At 59.5% G+C, this 17,178-nt stretch carries 13 protein-coding genes; 6 read left to right on the forward strand and 7 right to left on the reverse strand.

All coding sequences use genetic code 11. The features are described from left to right. The first annotated feature begins 326 nt into the window (after positions 1 to 326). Positions 327 to 620: a hypothetical protein gene (locus tag A4R35_RS23855; protein ID WP_223258209.1), complete on the forward strand. Its 294-nt coding sequence runs from the start codon at positions 327 to 329 to the stop codon at positions 618 to 620. A gap of 98 nt (positions 621 to 718) precedes the next feature. Here the strand turns inward: A4R35_RS23855 and A4R35_RS05145 are convergent, their stop codons facing one another. Continuing rightward, positions 719 to 961 carry a hypothetical protein gene (locus A4R35_RS05145; protein ID WP_112427185.1) on the reverse strand — a complete coding sequence of 81 codons (243 nt, stop codon included), beginning with the start codon at positions 959 to 961 and terminating at the stop codon, positions 719 to 721. 436 nt (positions 962 to 1,397) lie between these two features. Here A4R35_RS05145 and A4R35_RS05150 point away from each other — a divergent pair, with 436 nt between their 5' ends. After that, positions 1,398 to 2,507: a LacI family DNA-binding transcriptional regulator gene (locus A4R35_RS05150; protein WP_112427187.1), complete on the forward strand. Its 1,110-nt coding sequence runs from the start codon at positions 1,398 to 1,400 to the stop codon at positions 2,505 to 2,507. A gap of 395 nt (positions 2,508 to 2,902) precedes the next feature. Next, positions 2,903 to 3,661 carry a hypothetical protein gene (locus tag A4R35_RS05155; protein ID WP_112427189.1) on the forward strand — a complete coding sequence of 253 codons (759 nt, stop codon included), beginning with the start codon at positions 2,903 to 2,905 and terminating at the stop codon, positions 3,659 to 3,661. Between the two features lie 146 nt (positions 3,662 to 3,807). On the opposite strand, the gene A4R35_RS05160 is transcribed toward A4R35_RS05155, so the two are convergent. The 4 genes from A4R35_RS05160 to uvrB all read right to left on the reverse strand — a co-directional run bounded on the left by A4R35_RS05160 (position 3,808) and on the right by uvrB (position 8,968). Next, the gene (locus tag A4R35_RS05160; RefSeq protein ID WP_112434016.1) at positions 3,808 to 4,629 is read right to left on the reverse strand and encodes an alpha/beta hydrolase family protein; all 822 of its coding nucleotides are present in this window, start codon (positions 4,627 to 4,629) and stop codon (positions 3,808 to 3,810) included. Positions 4,630 to 4,851: 222 nt separating this feature from the next. Next, on the reverse strand, positions 4,852 to 5,313 hold the full coding sequence (locus tag A4R35_RS05165; protein WP_112427191.1) for an S-adenosylmethionine decarboxylase family protein: 462 nt from the start codon (positions 5,311 to 5,313) through the stop codon (positions 4,852 to 4,854). A 552-nt stretch (positions 5,314 to 5,865) separates the two neighbouring features. Next, a complete protein-coding gene (locus A4R35_RS05170; RefSeq protein WP_112427193.1) occupies positions 5,866 to 6,204 on the reverse strand; it encodes a hypothetical protein in 339 nt (112 codons plus the stop codon). A gap of 766 nt (positions 6,205 to 6,970) precedes the next feature. Further along, positions 6,971 to 8,968, reverse strand: coding sequence for an excinuclease ABC subunit UvrB (uvrB, locus tag A4R35_RS05175; RefSeq protein ID WP_112427195.1), 1,998 nt, complete (start codon positions 8,966 to 8,968; stop codon positions 6,971 to 6,973). Positions 8,969 to 9,308: 340 nt separating this feature from the next. Between uvrB and A4R35_RS05180 the strand changes: the two genes are divergently transcribed. Then, positions 9,309 to 10,412: a zinc ribbon domain-containing protein gene (locus A4R35_RS05180; protein ID WP_189361351.1), complete on the forward strand. Its 1,104-nt coding sequence runs from the start codon at positions 9,309 to 9,311 to the stop codon at positions 10,410 to 10,412. Positions 10,413 to 10,643: 231 nt separating this feature from the next. On the opposite strand, the gene A4R35_RS05185 is transcribed toward A4R35_RS05180, so the two are convergent. Continuing rightward, positions 10,644 to 11,324 carry a hypothetical protein gene (locus tag A4R35_RS05185; RefSeq protein WP_112427199.1) on the reverse strand — a complete coding sequence of 227 codons (681 nt, stop codon included), beginning with the start codon at positions 11,322 to 11,324 and terminating at the stop codon, positions 10,644 to 10,646. 488 nt (positions 11,325 to 11,812) lie between these two features. On the opposite strand from A4R35_RS05185, the gene A4R35_RS05190 reads away from it, so the two are divergent. Both A4R35_RS05190 and A4R35_RS05195 read left to right on the forward strand, forming a co-directional pair. After that, a complete protein-coding gene (locus A4R35_RS05190; RefSeq protein WP_189361353.1) occupies positions 11,813 to 13,831 on the forward strand; it encodes an APC family permease in 2,019 nt (672 codons plus the stop codon). 335 nt (positions 13,832 to 14,166) lie between these two features. After that, positions 14,167 to 15,090, forward strand: a complete 924-nt coding sequence (locus A4R35_RS05195; protein ID WP_112427203.1) for a class I fructose-bisphosphate aldolase — start codon at positions 14,167 to 14,169, stop codon at positions 15,088 to 15,090. Positions 15,091 to 15,344: 254 nt separating this feature from the next. Here the strand turns inward: A4R35_RS05195 and A4R35_RS05200 are convergent, their stop codons facing one another. Next, entirely contained in the window at positions 15,345 to 16,721 is a 1,377-nt protein-coding gene (locus A4R35_RS05200; RefSeq protein ID WP_112427205.1) for an MFS transporter, read from the reverse strand. Positions 16,722 to 17,178 lie beyond the last annotated feature (457 nt).

Raw genomic sequence — 17,178 nt, forward strand, 5'->3', positions numbered from 1 at the left:
GACAGGAGAGAAGACCACACCTCTACAGCGCTGATCAGCAGCAGGCTGCTTCTGTCGCGGTGAATCAGGCTCATGCGATTTGACTGGACGTCCTTAGAGCAGAGGACTGTCAGGCTTCAGAGCGGCTAGACCTGCCCCAGCGTGGCTTTGACCAGATACACCGGTCTGATCCTTGACCCGTCGTACTCGTCCCTACCAGGGCACCGGTCGGAAGATTAGCGTAGCGAGCGAGTAGGGCGGGAGAAGCAGCGCGCGCTGCCGGACCACGGCACTGCTCAATACTGATAGCTACCCTCTCATCTGCAGAGAACACGATGCTGACCCTGATGGTCCGATCAACCGCCTTCACGAGGCGAATCAATGGCAATGCATTGATGGCACAGGCCACTGGTCCCATTGCCGGAGGCTTCGTTGCCAATCTCCCAAAATTTGATATCATAGTGATGGGTGACGTTGGCATACCTCACCCAGGCAACAGCCTCCTGGGACGTTACAGCGCCGCAGTGGACAGCGATGACGGGGATGGCTTCTACTGGCGCACGACCTGCATGAAGCGGAAGCGGTCAACGGTGACTGGTTCGGCATCGGTATCGCCAGGCTCAATAGTCTTGCTCGGCTAGTGCAAGACACCCGCGGTCGAACCATCCAGGTGGCGCATGACCTGCACGCCATCTGCTCGTAGGAGGGCAGGCACCTGGGAAGCAAGAAGATGCCCATCTCAGACGGCTTCGTTGGCACCAAAGGCGACAGACGCCAGGAAACTCACCGTCTGTCGCAGCGCTATGCGAATGTCGACCACAACCGCCGTGGTCGCAGCCCTGGCTCCAATCTCTTCCTGGCTGGATGCTTCGGCCTCTACCGTGGAAACGCTGGAGAGACTCAGTAGCAGCAGAGCCGCAACGACAATGAGCTTTAGCCAGCTGCGCTGGACCAGCTTCGAGGAGATGCACTTCCCTGTCATGCTCTCTCTTTACTGGTTGCCTATCCGTCAGCCCGCTCTGCTCGTTCGCTCGTCTGCCCGCCCGTCATGCACTATGACGTGCCTGGCATCGCCTCTCCGACGACCGACAGAAGCGTGAGGTTGTTTGCCTTCTTTTTGCAACCGTTACCGTAATCGTTTACGTAGGTAGATATATTAAGAAGACTTTTGATTGTCAAGAGTGGGACATTAGCAGGCAGGATGGAACCGTCGGGATGCTTGTGCTTATGCTGGCGTTTCGGTATACTTATCTCGTAAGCAGGTAACCGAAGCAGGTCACCTGTGATCTCTCACAGAGTAGCGCAGGAACCCGGAGCAGCACAGCAGAGTAGAGACGACATGAGGGCAGGTTTCCATCGGCCTGCCTGCCTTGAGGCAGTTATGTTCCACAAGCAGCGGAGGCGAAAAGCAAACACCTATGGCCCACAAAGTTACGATACTCGATATTGCACGCCTGGCGAAGGTCTCCACGACCACCGTCTCGCGTGTCCTCCATAACAAGCCGGATGTCGACCCGGCGACGCGCGAGCGCATCCTACGTATTGTTGAGGAGCAAGGTTTTGTACCCAGCATTACTGCTGCCGGTCTAGCCGCTGGGCGCAATCCCCTGATCAGCGTGCTGGTGCCAGCTCTGACCTGGCCATTGATCCCCGAACTGCTGCTGAGTGTGGCGTCCGTTGTCGAGAGCACCTCTTATGAGATGGTGCTCTACAGCATCAGCAGCTCCAATCACGAGCGAGACTGTGGCAAGATCATCGACCGTATTCTCGCCACGCGGCTGACCGCCGGACTACTGGCTGTCTTCCCGGGCCAATCCAGCCAGCACCTGACGCGGCTGCGTCGCCAGGGCTTTCCGGTTGTGCTCATTGATGACCAGAGTCCGCCGCCAGAGGGCATTCCCTGGATTGGGGCCGACAATCGGCGTGGGGCCTACGAAGCCACGCGTCACCTGATCGAGCTTGGTCATCGGCGCATCGCTCACATCCAGGGGCCGCTCAAATACTGCGTTTCTCACGAGCGCTATCAGGGCTACTGTGACGCGCTCCAGGAGGCCGGCCTGGAAGTCGACCCCTCGCTTGTGCTGGAGGGCGATTTTATGCCCGCGGGCGGTCAGCGCTGTGCCCTTGCGCTCCTTTCGCGTCCCGCCAGCGAGCGGCCCACAGCGATCTTTGCCGCCAGCGACTACATGGCCTATGGCGTGATCGCCGCTGCCGAAACGCTCGGTCTGCGTATCCCCCAGGATCTGGCCCTGGTCGGTTTCGATGACAATCCAGCCTCGGCCCATGTGCGGCCCGCCCTGACGACAGTGCGACAGCCAGTACACGCGATGGGCGAGCAGGCTATCAAACTGCTCTTGGAGATGATCGAGCAGGAACAAATGCCGCGACGCCGACGGCAGACCCTGCCTGCCACAGCCGAGGAGTCGCCGCGTGAGGCGCCGCGCATTGTTCTGCCCACCAGTCTTGTGATCCGCGAGTCCTGCGGCGCCCTGCAGCGCCATCCCTCTGCGCTGCTCCCAGAGATCTAGCTGGCCGCTTACTCGCTCGCGCCTATTGTGGCCCTCTTATCCTGTCTGGTCTGTGTCGGCGCTTGCTGCTGCCTCAGTCCTCTTGCAGCAACCTCCTGCCCGCAGGCGGCGCCGACCGGACCAGCTTACACTCTCCTCTTGTGGAATCAATCCCGACCTTCGGCCTGGCACCGGCAACTCTCTTCTCGATCGCCTGGCCCGCTCTTCCTCGCCATCCTTTTTCTCGATCTGCTGTCACTTGACCCCCCCGACCGCGCCCGGTAAGATTCTTCTCGAAGAGAACCACACCCCCCGGCAGGACGTGTTTTCTGATAGAGAAGCGTTTTCTTTTCCAATGGCTGAAGGGAAGCAACCTTCCCGCAATACCGGGGAGCAGAAATGATAAGGAAGGCCCGATGAATACACCTTTTGTCTTCGGCTGGCAGCAGCTCTTGCTTTTTGCCATCGCACTCCTTGGCCTGGCCCTGCTTATCTACGCCATCCACGGCGTGGTCCGTGGCGAGAAGGTCTATTACCGTCAAAAGCATCCCTACCGCAGCGAGAAAGAAGCCTGGGAGCACGGCTGGTATGACCATCCCCACCGACGCTTCTTTCGCTATCGACGGCGCTATCGCGTGGGGCACGGTCTTGGGGGGCTGGTTCTGTTGTTGTTCGCGATCCTGCTGCTCTGGCTGACCTCGCTGATGCAGACTTATATTGGACTGACCGGCGACATCAAGGTGGCCCAGGTCCGGGCTCACCCTGTTGCTAATATGCCCCACACCATGAATGTCGAGCTGATTCTCTATGGCCAGGACGGCAGCCAGCTCTCGGATAACTTCTACATTGTGGCCGGCGATGAGTGGATGCTCCAAGGCGACATCGTCAAGTACCCGGCCTGGCTGAATGTCCTGGGCCTTCATTCGGGTTACAAGCTGACGCGCCTGGAGGGGCGCTTTGACGATCCCAATCTGGAGGCGAACGCCAAGCACACGGTTGTGGTCCTGAATGGGGGCGATGATAACTTCTTCCAGACGATGCGTAATCAGCAGGGCAGCTGGCTCTCAAATTTCGTGGAGGCCTCTTACGGCAATGCCGTTTTCAATCCAGCTGATGGCAGCTACGATGTCTTCGTCTCCCAAACCGGCCTGTGGGCGAAACGCACGTCCTCTTAGCTGAGGCGGATCGAACAGGGCTGAGCCAGGAGAGCGCCGCGACGAGAGGGTCTCTGGCGACGAGGTTGGTCGCCTGTCCCCGAGATTTTACCACCGCCGCAGCGCTCCCCATCTCGATCGCACCCGTTCATGCACTGTCTCCACCTTCAGCGCCGGCGCGAGAGGGAAAGCACCAGCTCGCGGGTCGTTTGCCAGGCTGACGAATGGGGATCGATGAGAGCAAAGTGATCAACGCCAGACAGCTCGACAAGTGTAAGCCGATCGCCCACAGCACGGGCGCGGGCTGCGTAATCGCGGCTGATCTCTACAGGCACACGATCATCTGCCGTTCCATGAATCAAGATCTGGGGGACGCCGAGCGGAAGTAGAGCTGCTGGCGAGGCCAGGTGATAGCGTTCTGGCACATCATCGGGGCTGCCTCCCAGCAACTCAGACACGGCATCACGTCCTAGATGGCGACGCCAGCCGGCCTCTAGATCGATGACCCCCGCCAGACTAACCGCTCCCTGCAGGGGTAAGGCACCCTCACCGGCAAGCAGCGCCCGTTCAGGGCCGGCGACCCGCTGTCCGAGGTGGGGCCGCGCCGCCAGCCAGAGGGCGAGCTGTCCTCCAGCGGAATGGCCCACAGAGACGAGCCGTTCGAGGTCAAGATGATAGCTCCGCGCCATCTGCCGCAGGGCATCCACGGCCTGGGCGACGTCCTGCAGCGTGCCTGGCCAGCCCCCTCCATCGTCGCCCAGGCGGCGATACTCTATATTCCAGGTGGCCAGACCGTGGGCCGTCAGATCCTCGGCCAGCCCGTGCATGAGAGAGAGATCATAAGGATTGCGCCAGAAGCCGCCATGAATCAGGACCGCCACGGCATGAGGTCCTGGAGCAGACGGCAGACGCAGTTCGCCAAAGTGTAGAGGCAAGGGGCCATAGCTCAGGCGCATCACTGGTGCTCCAGGGCTGGATGGGTCCGTCATGCCCATTGCTGCTTCCTCCCGCTCGCAAGATGAGACAGCCCCACTTGGGCCGTGCACTTTCTCAGGATAGCAGACGAACTGGCCTGGAGACAAGCCGGGACCTATCAGACAAAACGAGGAGCTATCCACTTGTCGCAGATAGCTCCTCAGCCGGGATGGATACCCGGACGAGACTGATAGTGAAGGGCCGTGGAGCCACTCCCCGGCCTCTTGTCCTTGCCTTTAGGACACCTCCGTCGTCAACCTGGATTCGCCCAGGGCTGCCTGCCTGGCACGACGGGCCGCCATCGCTTCGGCATAGCGCACCGGATCAGGTGTGTCCGGGCGCAGTGAGCGCGTGGCACGGACTACAAAATGGGCCTCAACATCCTCCGTCTGGAACATCTCTTTGGCATAGGCAATGGCATCCTCCTGGCTGAATTCCTTGCAGGAGCAGATATCTATATCGACCTCGCCGTACTCGGGCCAGGCGTGCAGGCTAATGTGGCTCTGGGCAATGATCACAAAGCCGGACATGCCGGAGTCGAGCGGATTCGGTGTCTCGATGTCGTAGAGGTGCACCGGACTCACCTTCTCCATCCCCACCCGAGCCGGGAATTCGTCCAGCACGCGCCTGAGCAGCGGCTCACTGGTCAAGAGTTCCCGTTTGCAGCCGTACAACTCCAGCATTAAATGCACAAGCATCGGGCTACTCCTCCTGTAGACGTCAAAAGTATGAAATCTGCGAGTCTTCACCCTTACTCGGCCCAGACTGCCAGGTTAGCGACTCGCTGCAATCAATTCAAGTGCCGTTTTGAGCACAAGTGATATTATACGGTAGCAGGTCAACGGAACCACAAGGCGACTGCTGTCGCGGCCCAGCCTGCTGGCTCTCTCCTCTCAGAAGAGGAGCCTCAAAGCCGACGCTGAACCAGAAATGCATCCAGCTCCCAGATGATGACTAAGGGGAGCCGCTTCATTGGCCTGCCTCCTCATTTGAACTAGTAATCGAGTACAATCGTTACAGTATCACTATGTTTGAGCTTAAGTTGCTCTCCATCCGTAAGCAAGCGCGCCTCGATCACTGGCCAGCTCAGCCCTTCAGCTGGAACCAGCTGGGGAGACATGGGCAGACACGTTCCCCCGAGCAAGCGAACGGAAAGAGATCAGCTCAGCAGTTTGGGGAGGAATGGCGGGCGCTGCATGGCAAAAGGATTAACCGGGGCGCAGAAGCCCAGAGCCACCGCTCCCCAGCGCTCAACAAGCCTGGCGACGAGAGAGCCACTTTGCTGCCGCCAGCCACGCAGCGCGTCGGTCGCGAAGGTGCTTGCGTGGAGGCAGCCAGGCCCTGCTGGCAAGACAGATTACCAGCAAATGGACCGCCTTGGTCCAGTGGACGCAGTTGATCGTTGCGCTTGTGCGTCGCTCAGGCTCAGGCTTGGCAATCCGCCAGGCGATCATCGCGGTAGAGAGCGGCCTCTCCAGGTCACGCCCACTATCCCGTGGGCCGCCCAGCTGCGGTAGTAGAACATTCAGTTGCTGTACCAGGAGGAAGCTGGTCATTGGCTCCTGGTCAAAGACCCGCGCCTTGAGCACCAACAGCCCTCTCCTTAAGGCCGTGCGGATCTGGCGCCTCCTGATCACGATCATGCCAGAGACCGAGGTAGGCCAGACCCTGCCACTGGCGCAGGCGCTCTGCTGCGGCACCCTTCGAGCTGGCCAGACCTGAACCTTGGTGGTGAGGTCGCGGGCTTTCTCCTGTCTCGCCGCTCTCAGCGGCTGAGGGAACGCGGGGTAAGCAATGGCGTCGTTCCTATTGAGGATGAGCGGCTGTCGCTGTATGTCTGTGCCACATGCCGCGCTTGCTACAAAGAAACGTGCTGCCTCCTGCCAGCACGCAATATGATCAGCTTTAGCAAAGTGGTGGTCACTTGCTACTGCTCTGTCTGCCTCTAACTGCCGCCAATAAGGAGACAGAGGAGGACAACTCCACCGATCGGCGTGGAAGAGACGTTCTTCCGACTGCTCAGATTGCTCGGATTGCTCAGACTGTCCGGCTTCCTGGGTCGCTGCGTGATGACCGCGCTGGGTCTGCTGCCGACAATGTGGACTCTGCTGGGCCATAGCTGATAGTACTGCCAATCCTTTCCTTCCTGGTCGGGTAGGTAGTGGTGCCGGACTCCGGCAAGCCTGACTTTCAAGCAGGCACACATGTAAATAACTTGCTCTTTTCGAGCCAGGCATAGGGGCCTGGCAAAGTGAGCGCCGCAGAAAGTCCTTCTGCCCTCTTGCTCTTTCTGCCAATGCGTCTGGCCAAGTAATGAGCTATCACGCGACTGACGCCTGAGCACGCCTGGCCAGCTTATTCAATCATCGCGCGCCGGATCTCGATGATTTGATCGCGCAGCTCAGCGGCTTTTTCGAATTCCAGTTGCTTGGCAGCGGCGCGCATCTGAGCCTCCAGATTCTTAATCAGGCGCAGAGCCTCCTCTTTGGGAATACCCGCCAGGGCTAAGGCAGCTTTCTGCTCCTGATGACTCTCATCAGCCCCCACCCCACTCATCGCTTTGATACGCTCCGAGAGTGTCTTAACCCCTTTTTTAATACCACGCGGGATTATCCCATGCTGCTCATTATAGGCCATCTGCAAGCGACGCCGGCGATTCGTCTCATCAATGGCCCGCTGCATGGAGCCAGTGATTGTATCCGCATACATAATGACCGTGCCCTCAACATGGCGCGCGGCTCGCCCGATCATTTGAATAAGCGAGCCTTCCGAGCGCAGAAACCCCTCTTTATCTGCGTCCAGAATCGCTACCAGTGAGACCTCTGGCAGATCGAGCCCCTCGCGCAAGAGGTTGATGCCTACCACCACGTCGTATATCCCCAGGCGCAGATCGCGCAGGATGTCGACGCGTTCGATGGTGTCGATCTCCGAGTGCAGATAATGAACTTTGATGTTCAGCTCCTGCAGATAATCGGCCAGGTCCTCAGCCATTTTCTTGGTCAGAGTGGTGACCAGAGCGCGCTGCCCTTTCTCGACCCGCTGGCGAATCTCAGCCACCAGATCATCGATCTGGCCTCGGGTTGGACGCACAAAGATCTCGGGATCAACCAGGCCCGTCGGGCGAATGATTTGTTCGACAACTGCCTCGCTGTGCTCATACTCATAAGGGCCAGGCGTGGCCGATACAAAGATCGCCTGGTTGATCTGGCGCTCAAATTCGGCGAAGGTCAGCGGGCGATTATCGAGTGCCGAGGGCAGGCGGAAGCCGTAGTCCACCAGCACCTGTTTGCGCGAGCGATCGCCCTCGTACATGCCGCGTACCTGGGGCAGGGCAATATGCGACTCATCGACCACCAGCAGAAAGTCATCGGGCATGTAATCGAGCAGCGTCCAGGGCGGCTCACCTGGGGCGCGTCCCGAGAGGTGCCGCGAATAGTTCTCGATGCCCGAGCAGATGCCAGTCTCACGCAGCATCTCGATGTCGAAATTCGTTCGCTGCTTCAGACGGGCCGCCTCCAGCAGCTTCCCCTGGGCCTCTAGCTCGGCCAGGCGCTCTTGCAGCTCGGCCTGGATCGATTCGATGGCACAGTTGAGACGCTCGCGTGTCGTGACCCAGTGCTTGGCCGGGTAGATGTCCAGGCGTTGCCTCCTTCCCAGCACTTCTCCAGTCAGCGGATCGATCTCCGTCATGCGTTCAATCTCATCGCCAAAAAACTCAACCCGTACCGCTACATCCTCATACGCAGGAAAGATCTCCAGCACATCGCCACGGACACGAAAGCGCCCCCGAGTAAAGTTGGTGTCGTTGCGCTCATACTGAATCTCGGTCAGGTGACGCAAGATTTTATCACGCCGCCGCTCCTCACCAACGCGCAGCGTGAGCACTACCTCACCGTATTCTTCTGGGCTGCCCAGGCCGTAGATACAGGAAACCGAGGCCACGATCAGGACATCGCGTCGCTCAAAGAGGCTCCTGGTTGCTGAGAGACGGAGCTTCTCTATCTCTTCGTTGAGGAGACTCTCTTTCTCGACATAGGTATCGGTGCGCGGAATATAAGCCTCTGGCTGATAGTAATCATAGTAAGAAACAAAGTATTCTACTGCGTTATTTGGAAAGAACTCCTTGAATTCGCTGTAGAGCTGTGCTGCCAGGGTCTTATTGGGGGCCAGCACTAATGTTGGTCGCTGCACCTGCTCAATGACCTTGGCTATCGTATAGGTCTTGCCACTGCCAGTGACTCCGAGCAGCGTCTGCATGCGATAACCCTTTTTGAGGCCCTCGACGAGAGCCGCTATGGCCTGCGGTTGATCACCGGTTGGTGTGAATGGTGATTCTACTTTGAACTCAGGCACAGGTCTTGACCCCCTCATGTCTCTTAGCGCTTGCCTGCCGATACTTGTCTGCGTCGCCTGCGTTGGCGGTGGCTTGGGCTTATGGCCGAGTCTCCAAAAGTCCTCACCATTATATCATCTTCTCTCCCCAGTAGCGACCCCTTCTTTCACCTGGTCGCCCGGCGCTTGCCAGTGCAAGAAAACCCGGACATGCACGGGCATGGGACTCTGGGGCAGGGTTGATTTACACAGTCTTTACAAGGCGTTATGCTACAATGGTAGCGAGAGGCCGGGGGGAGAAGCCCCGCCTTCGTCACTACGCCAAGCCCAGAGAGAGTACCCACCCAAGGAGTCTTTGGTTATGGCGCAGGATTCGCCATTGTCGTCTTGCCCCCGCTGTGGCGCCCCGGCGAGACCCGGCCAGCGTTTCTGCCCTCACTGTGGCCTGAGCGCGGAAGAGGCTTTCTCTTACCTAAGCGTACAGCCACCGCAGCCTGTATCCGGGCAGCAGGCGCCAGTGGGACCCGTCATGACAGCGCGTCCGCTCGCCAGACGCCTTCCACGGCAGCGCTGGCTGCTCCCTGCCCTGCTTGCCCTTGTGCTCCTCGTTGCCCTCGGCTATATTGTCGCTGGCTTCGTCGGTGTCCCCATGCCAGGTTTCCCAAGCCATGCACAGGGACCGGAGACGACGCTGACGTTGAATACGACGGTGACCTATGCTAGCGCTCGCCTGACGATCCAACGCGTTCAGCAGGCGCAGACCTTCGCCGATGATCCACAAGCTACGGCAGACGGGATGCTGCGTATCTTCTTGCAAGAGGAGAATCCGACAGCCAGCCCAATTATGTATAATCTTTACCAGTGTGTCCATCTGCTCGTGCCCGGGAAAGGCGCGGAGGCCCCGTTGCTTGTGACCGTCAATGGCCCGCTCGCTCCCCAGGCGAGCCGCAACAATCTGCTGGACTTTGCAGTCCCTCTGAACCTCCCCCTCAGCAGACTCACCTTGCGCCTGGGCACGGCCAATGAGGCCCAGATGGATATCCCTCTGACGAGTAAGCCGGATCTCTCACGCTACGCCCCCCGCAGCGTCAAGCTGAATACACAACTGCAGTACTTCGGACTGAACTGGACCGTTACCAGGGCAATGCTGGCCTGGAGCACTGCCGGCCAGCAGGCCCCACGGGGCAAGGTCTTCTTGACCCTGACGCTGACGGTTGAGAATACGCTGGCCCAGACGGTGATCCCCGGCTCGCCGTACGATTATATCCGTCTCCAGACAGCCAACGGTGACAGAATTGCCCCTAGCTATAGCACTTTGCCCGTGGCCTTCGCCCAGGGAGCTAATGGCCAGGGCGGCATGGTCACTTTTAGTGTTCCTCAGCAGGATCAGCAATTTACCCTGATAATGGGCCAGTCCGGCAGCGGCATGCAGAGCGCTAGCACGACCATTCGCCTGACATCCTAGCCTTGCCTCCACTGCCTGCCCAGACAGATCGGCACTGGCCGGTAGCTCGTCCATCACTACCGTGGATCAAAGGTGAGCAAACAGACGGCAAAGAGAAGAGACGTGGAGGACCAGCTGCTGAGCTGGTCAGAAGGACGTGTCCCTGGAAGGAGATCCCCCCTTCCAGGGACAGCAGGCAGTTGTGTTCCACAGGAGCAGTGAAAAGCAGCGGTTCCTGACTCGTGCTGGCGCTTAGTCCAGCAGGAAGCTCCCCATCAGCTCACGTCTGAGAGCCGCCTTGCTTTCTTCGTCGAGGGCCGTAGGTGCAGGGCCTGCTGGTTCACCATGAGCCAGCCTTTGCTCAGGTGGATGTTCTGCGCTCTGGGGTCCAGCTGATCCAGGCTCAGTACCAGAGCTGGCAAAGGCCCCGAGCGGCCCTGTGGCAGCGGCGGCAAACTCATCAAGTAACATTTCTTCGAGATACGAAGGGGAGAGCCGCGGCCCCTCTAAGGCTGGCGCCTGGGCCGGGGGCAGAGGCCGAGCCATCTGCTGGGCCTCCAGCGGACCAATCGAGGCTCTGATCTGCGCAATTTTTCCGGAGCGCTCCTCCGCCGACGTTACCCCTCGCTGGTCCTGACCCCCGAGGCGCTCCTCTGGCCGCTCTGACAGCGGCTGAGATGACGGCGGCCCGGCTATGTATTCAGGCTGCGCAGCGACTGCCGGTGCAGGCGCGGTGATCTGCCGCTCTACCGCCCCCGCCACAGACAGGGGATAGCGCACCCCCAGAATCTCTACAAAAATCCCTCGCCCCTCGCGTAGATCTTGCAGCTGCTGGCGCAGCTCGCGATTCTCTCTTTCAAGCTCTTCTAATAGACGCTGTTGGGCATAGATTGCTTCTAGAAGACGATCAAAGGTATCGCCACTTACTGTCATCGTATTCAGTTTCTCCTCTCCAGTTGCAGACCTGACGATCCGATCAGCCACGACCAACCGCTGCCCGCGAACTCTGGAGACAGACAAGATAGAGACGGACTATAACCGCTCGACCTGCTCCCCACTTCCCAGCGTAAGACAACTGCCGCCCTCTTGCCTCGTCCAGGCGCTGATTCCAGCCACCCTACACCGATACACTACCAGCTAGATGCGCCTGTCACCAGGTCCGTCCGACCAGTGAAACAGCATGATTACCCGAGAAACATTTCTTTGGCTTAGAACGGTTGAGCGGCAGCGAAGTAACAGTGGCCGAGCTTTGGCCAATGGCCCAGAGTGAGGCGTTTTCCCCTTGCCCCGGATTAAGATTGCATGTTACAGTTATAGCCGGAACAACCGACGCGCCGGCTCAGGTGCCTCTCCCTTTTGGGGGAAACCAAATAGGGGATGGCACAACCCAAGATCATCTGAGCTCAGCTAAGGACTCTACAATGCAGGAATCGGTGACACAGGCAGCAACAACAGACCAGTCGCAGGAGCATCAGCCAGGCCGTGGCCGCCTCGGCCCCCTGCTTTGCTGGGCAGTCGTCTTCGCCGACATTGGCACTTCAGTGTACTATACGCCCGGCATTCTCTACGTTACTGTGGGGAAACTGGCCGGGTTCTTTGTCCTCCTCACAACGTTTGTCTTCATACTGCTCACGCTCAAGTACGCTGAGGTCTCGGCCCGCTTCCCCCAGGGCGGTGGTGTTGTCAGTGTGGCAGCCCATGCTCTTAATCCCTGGTTCGGCGCCCTGGGCGGTATGTTTATTCTCGTGGACTACTTCCTGACGGCAGCTTTGAGCTGTCTCTCGGGCATCTTCTATTTCAGCGTCGTCTTCCCAGTCCTGGGGCCTAACGCTCTCTGGATTACAATCGCTGTCCTGACCCTTCTGGGCATCCTTAACTGGATCGGTATCACAGAGAGCGCCACGGTGAGCTTGATCGGCGCCTTGATCGCCTTTGTCAGCGATCTGGCTATTCTCGTTACAGTTTTTAGCCATATCTCACTCGCTGAGGCCCTCCATCTTTTCGCAAGCATGTTCGCCGGCAACGCCGTGACTCCGGTCAAGCTGCTGGTCGGCTTCGGAGGGGCCTTCCTGGCTTTCTCGGGCCTGGAGAGCATCTCTCAGCTGTCGCCGGTCATGAAGACCCCTCGCAAAAAGGTCGCCGGCCTGGCTCTGCTGCTGGTCGTCGTGACGATCGGCCTCACCAGCCCCCTGCTTACGACTTTCTCGACGCTCCTGCAGCCCCAGGAGGCCACTGACCCCCTCAAGAACAGCCAGCTTGTCTCGCTGCTGGCTGGCCATTGGGGTAATATCTGGCTCCAAAGTGAGGTGGCGATCAGCGCCAGCGCTTTGCTGGTCTTTGCCAGCAATACCGCGATCATCGGCGCTTACCACGTGTTTATGGCCCTCTCGCGTATGGAGTTCCTACCCTCCTTCGTGCTGAAGCGGAATCGCCTGCGCGGTACCCCCCACTATTCGATCGCTCTGGCCACTGGCGTTCCGATTGTGGTCCTGCTGCTGGTTCACGGCCAGTTGGATTTGCTCGGCGATATGTACGCCTTTGGCCTGTTGGGGGCCTTTTCGTTGACCTGCCTGGGCCTGGATGTTGTGCGCTGGCGCGAGCGACACGCGGCCCGGAATCGCGCCGCGGCCCTGGCGGAGCTGCGAGAGAGCCAGCAGAATGGCCACGTTTCCAGAGAGGCGGAGCTGGCGCTCACCGCCGAAAGTGGCCTGGCCCTCAACGGCCACCACGGGCCTCAGTCCTCGCGGCAATCCACTCACGGCGAGATCGTGGAGAGCTCCGAGCGCTCTTACGAGGGCTGGCGCGGCCTCTGGTACACTATCGATTTCTATCTGGGAGTCGTTACCACTTTCCTGGTGACGCTGGCCTGGTCAATTAACCTGGTGGCCAAGCCGCTGGCTACGGCCTTCGGCGGCTCGGTCGCTTTATTGGGCATGGGAGTGGCTTTCTATAACTATCGCAGCCACCGCCTGATGGGCCGCCTGCCTGTGCCTGTGACAACGATCGAGGATCATCTCCACGGCTCCATTCTGGCAGTGCTAACAGCCAATAATCCTCATAATGAGGATGTGATCCGTACGGCACTCCAGAGCGCCGATGGGCGCCCAGTGGTCTTCCTCTACGTTGGCGAGCCACGTGTGGCCCGGACGCCGCGCCTCTTCGAGGTGGTCGATCCCTACCTGGAGGATGAACAGGCCAAGGAACTCTTCGGGAAGGCCGAAAGCCAGGCTCGCCGCGCTAAAATCAGCACCCGCCGCTATGTCTACCGTCCCTATGAGCCGGGAACGATCGCCCGCGTCTGGCAGATCGTTCACCCTCACGATACGATTGTCCCCGCCGACGAGGTGCCCAGGATTGAGGATATTAACCCCGATCGCATTAGTTACGAGATTAGTCCCGGTGGCGGAATGCAGGTGGCGCATATGGTGAAGCGCTGGTAACCTGAGAAGGTCGGCAGGCGCTCAGCAGGCGCTCAGCAGGCGCTCAGCAGGTGCGCCGTCGGCGTGGCCAATCCCAACTGGCCGGCTCAATAGCCTTGAGCAGAGTGATGCCCGCTCGTAGAGGAGCAGGTTCCAGACAGTGGCGAAGATGCTTATGCCTGCCCGGTCTGTCTGGCCCGGCTCAGCGACTCGTGCGGTCCGCTGTCTTCCCTGGTCAGGACCGCGGTCCCAGCCGTGGTACAATAAAGGTTGTGAACTCTCTCTAGCTGAGCTACGCTTACAGATCCTGTTTACCAACGTATTTGTCGCTGTTGATGGAGGAAGGAGCAACACCTATGAACGAGCGCATTCGCGAGATTCTGAGCTGGTACGCCGGCGAGAACCCCGGCGTCTTAACAAACCTGGCCCGTATTCTGAATCATGGTCGCCTGGGAGGAACCGGTAAGCTGGTAATCTTGCCAGTCGACCAGGGCTTCGAGCACGGTCCGGCGCGGAGCTTCGCACCGAACCCGGCTGGCTATGATCCCCGCTACCATTTCCAGCTGGCTATCGAGGCAGGCTGCAACGCCTACGCCGCCCCGCTGGGCTTCCTGGAGGCCGGCGCCGCAGAGTTCGCCGGTGAGATCCCTCTCATCCTGAAGTGCAATAACCACGACCTGCTCTATGAGTCGCGTGATCCTTTGCCAGCTTTGACCTCTAGCGTCGAGGACGCTCTGCGCCTCGGCTGCTCGGCGATCGGCTTTACGATCTATCCCGGCTCGGCTGCTCGCGACACGATGTACGAGGAGCTACGCGAGCTGACTCGCCAGGCCAAGGCCCACGGCCTGGCTGTGGTCGTCTGGTCCTATCCCCGCGGCAGTGGCCTGAGCAAGGAGGGCGAGACGGCCATCGACGTGGTGGCCTATGCGGTGCACATCGCCGCCCAGCTCGGCGCGAACATTATTAAGGTGAAGCTCCCTAGCGAGAAGATTGAAAAGCCAGAAGCGCAAAAGGTTTATCAGAAGTACGAAATTCCAATCGCTACCCTGGCTGATCGTGTGCGCCATGTGGTGCAGAGCGCCTTTGATGGCCGGCGCATCGTGATCTTCTCGGGTGGACCGGCAGCTGCCGACGAGCAGGTCTTCGAGGAAGTGCGCGCTATTCGCGATGGCGGCGGCTTCGGCTCGATCATCGGACGCAATTCCTTCCAGCGCCGCAAGGACGAGGCACTGCGCTTCCTGAACACAGTGATGGGCATCTACGAGGGGTCCATTCGCTAAGCTCAGCTGCTCGCGTGACAGGCACGATAGGTGAGGGTCGCCACAGCGGCCTTGGCTGACTACGCAGGGCTGGTCGCCCGGTTTTGGGTTGACCAGCCCTTTGCTTTGGCCATACACTGGCAGAGGCAGCGCGCCGGCCCACGCTAGCCTAGCGCTCTACCTGGCTGGCCACACTGCCTCGCTTCTCGCAGGATGGCTTGCTCCCTCCGTCTCAAGCCTGCGCCGCTAGCTGGCTCCTTGCCCGGATCGCCATGCTAGCGCGCTCCCCGAACTTGCTTGATGGCGAGGGTACCAATGGCAAAGTAGAGCGTAGTCACGGCAAAGAGGACTGTGTAGCCGAGATGATTGGGCAGGCTCTGTAGCAGCTGGAGAATGACGCCACCGATGGCCGTCCCTATGACCTGGGGCAGAATACCCATCATTGACCAGAAGCCCATAAATTTACCGGCCTCGTTGGTTGGCGGCAGCACATCGGTGGTCAGAGCCCAGTCAACGCTCGTGTAGGCCCCGAAGCCAACGCCAAAGATGAGAGCCGCAATTAAGGCCCCGTATTGAGTCTGAAAGAAGATAAAGACGAGACAGACGATGGCCATCATCGCCCCGGAGAGATAGACCAGCCCTTTGCGGCCCCAGTGGTCCGAAGCCCAGCCGCCGACGATCGAGGTCAGCAGAGCGGTGAGCAAGAGAGCCGGTTGAAAGACGAGGCCATTGAAGAATTCGCCGGAGAAGGGCGTATTGTAGATGATGGTCCGTACCCCCGGTCCCCCCAGGACGTTGTCAAAGTAGTATTGCAGGAAATAGTAGACGGTCCAGATCCCCATCATGACAAGCAACCTGGCAAGGAGGACCCAGGCCATGTCGGGATAGTGGAGGGGATTGAAGAGGAAGCGGCGGATAAAGCGTCTGAAGCTGAAACGCTCCTGATCCGTCAGGGGAAGGGGCACCTCTTTGACAGTGAGGACCGTGTAGGCGACGAAGATGATCTGGACGGCGGCGATCAGGAGGAAGATCTGGACAATCTCTTGACGGTAGACCGGGAGAGGATCGTGCTTGTTGACAATGGCTCCGGCAACGAGCGAGCCGACGGCAGTTCCGAGCAGCGAGAGCAGTCCATTGAAGCCGGCGGCGAGGCCGCGCTGGCTCTGAGGAACTTTGTCAGCGATAATAGCGCTCCAGGGGGAATTGGCAACGTTGTTGGCGATCTGGAGAAGGATGAAGAGGACGGCGAAGAGTGCGAGCAAGGCCGTAGAGCTGGCCCAGCCGGGGGCGAAGGCAAAAGCCACCAGGACGATGATATTGAAGACGGTGCCAATGATCATGAAGGGGCGCCGTCGTCCCAGGCGAAAGGTGGCATAGTCGGAGATGGCTCCGACCAGCGGGTTGACAATCACAGCGACGATAGTCCCCCAGAGAACGACGGTGGTGAGGTTGATAGCCTCCTGGCTGACTGGCAGGAATTTGGCCACCATACTGGGAATGACAATGGCCAGCAACGCCTGCCAGTGAAAGTTGTTGGCGAACCAGAAGACGTTGATGTTGATGTGTTCGAGGAGCGACACTCGACGGATAGGAAGCTCCGCAGTCGCTGCGGCGCTCATGGCCACTTCGCCTGAGTCTTTGCCGATTTCCATGAGGTTTCTCCCCCTCTCTTCTCTAGGCTTCGGCTGGCATACTTGGCCGGCCTGGGGGTCGCGCGCGGCGTGGCTTGACCTGGCCTGGCTTGGATTCGACCTCCGGTCTGGCTGACGGCGCAGACGAAGACGAGAGAACAGCTCATCTGCGCGTCCAACGCTGGCCGCGCTACCTCGCCTCTCGCTCTGCCCGTGCTTATAGCAAGACTGTACCCGTTCCTCTGCTCATCTGTCAAGTCTTGGCTCACTATGCTCTCTTATGCCCGCATTTGATCGCGGCTGCCAGGTACTTGACGCGCCGCTCTCTGGCTGGCATCCTTTCTCTGTATGGAGCAAGAAGATCCAGGCGAAGATCGCCAGCGGCGGCCTCTCTGCGATGAGGTCGCCTGGCTCGGCTGGGCTATGTTATCTGCTGGCCTGGTGACCGCCGCTCATGCATGCTCCAGTGCGGCTGACA

Source organism: Thermogemmatispora tikiterensis (genome assembly GCF_003268475.1).
GTDB lineage: Bacteria > Chloroflexota > Ktedonobacteria > Ktedonobacterales > Ktedonobacteraceae > Thermogemmatispora > Thermogemmatispora tikiterensis.

What these genes read in the sequence shown, in the direction of transcription:
- A4R35_RS23855 (WP_223258209.1), top strand. Translation starts at nt 327, where the DNA reads ATGGTCCGATCAACCGCCTTCACGAGGCGAATCAATGGCAATGCATTG.
- A4R35_RS05145 (WP_112427185.1), bottom strand. Translation starts at nt 961, where the DNA reads ATGACAGGGAAGTGCATCTCCTCGAAGCTGGTCCAGCGCAGCTGGCTA.
- A4R35_RS05150 (WP_112427187.1), top strand. Translation starts at nt 1,398, where the DNA reads ATGGCCCACAAAGTTACGATACTCGATATTGCACGCCTGGCGAAGGTC.
- A4R35_RS05155 (WP_112427189.1), top strand. Translation starts at nt 2,903, where the DNA reads ATGAATACACCTTTTGTCTTCGGCTGGCAGCAGCTCTTGCTTTTTGCC.
- A4R35_RS05160 (WP_112434016.1), bottom strand. Translation starts at nt 4,629, where the DNA reads ATGACGGACCCATCCAGCCCTGGAGCACCAGTGATGCGCCTGAGCTAT.
- A4R35_RS05165 (WP_112427191.1), bottom strand. Translation starts at nt 5,313, where the DNA reads ATGCTTGTGCATTTAATGCTGGAGTTGTACGGCTGCAAACGGGAACTC.
- A4R35_RS05180 (WP_189361351.1), top strand. Translation starts at nt 9,309, where the DNA reads ATGGCGCAGGATTCGCCATTGTCGTCTTGCCCCCGCTGTGGCGCCCCG.
- A4R35_RS05185 (WP_112427199.1), bottom strand. Translation starts at nt 11,324, where the DNA reads ATGACAGTAAGTGGCGATACCTTTGATCGTCTTCTAGAAGCAATCTAT.
- A4R35_RS05190 (WP_189361353.1), top strand. Translation starts at nt 11,813, where the DNA reads ATGCAGGAATCGGTGACACAGGCAGCAACAACAGACCAGTCGCAGGAG.
- A4R35_RS05195 (WP_112427203.1), top strand. Translation starts at nt 14,167, where the DNA reads ATGAACGAGCGCATTCGCGAGATTCTGAGCTGGTACGCCGGCGAGAAC.
- A4R35_RS05200 (WP_112427205.1), bottom strand. Translation starts at nt 16,721, where the DNA reads ATGGAAATCGGCAAAGACTCAGGCGAAGTGGCCATGAGCGCCGCAGCG.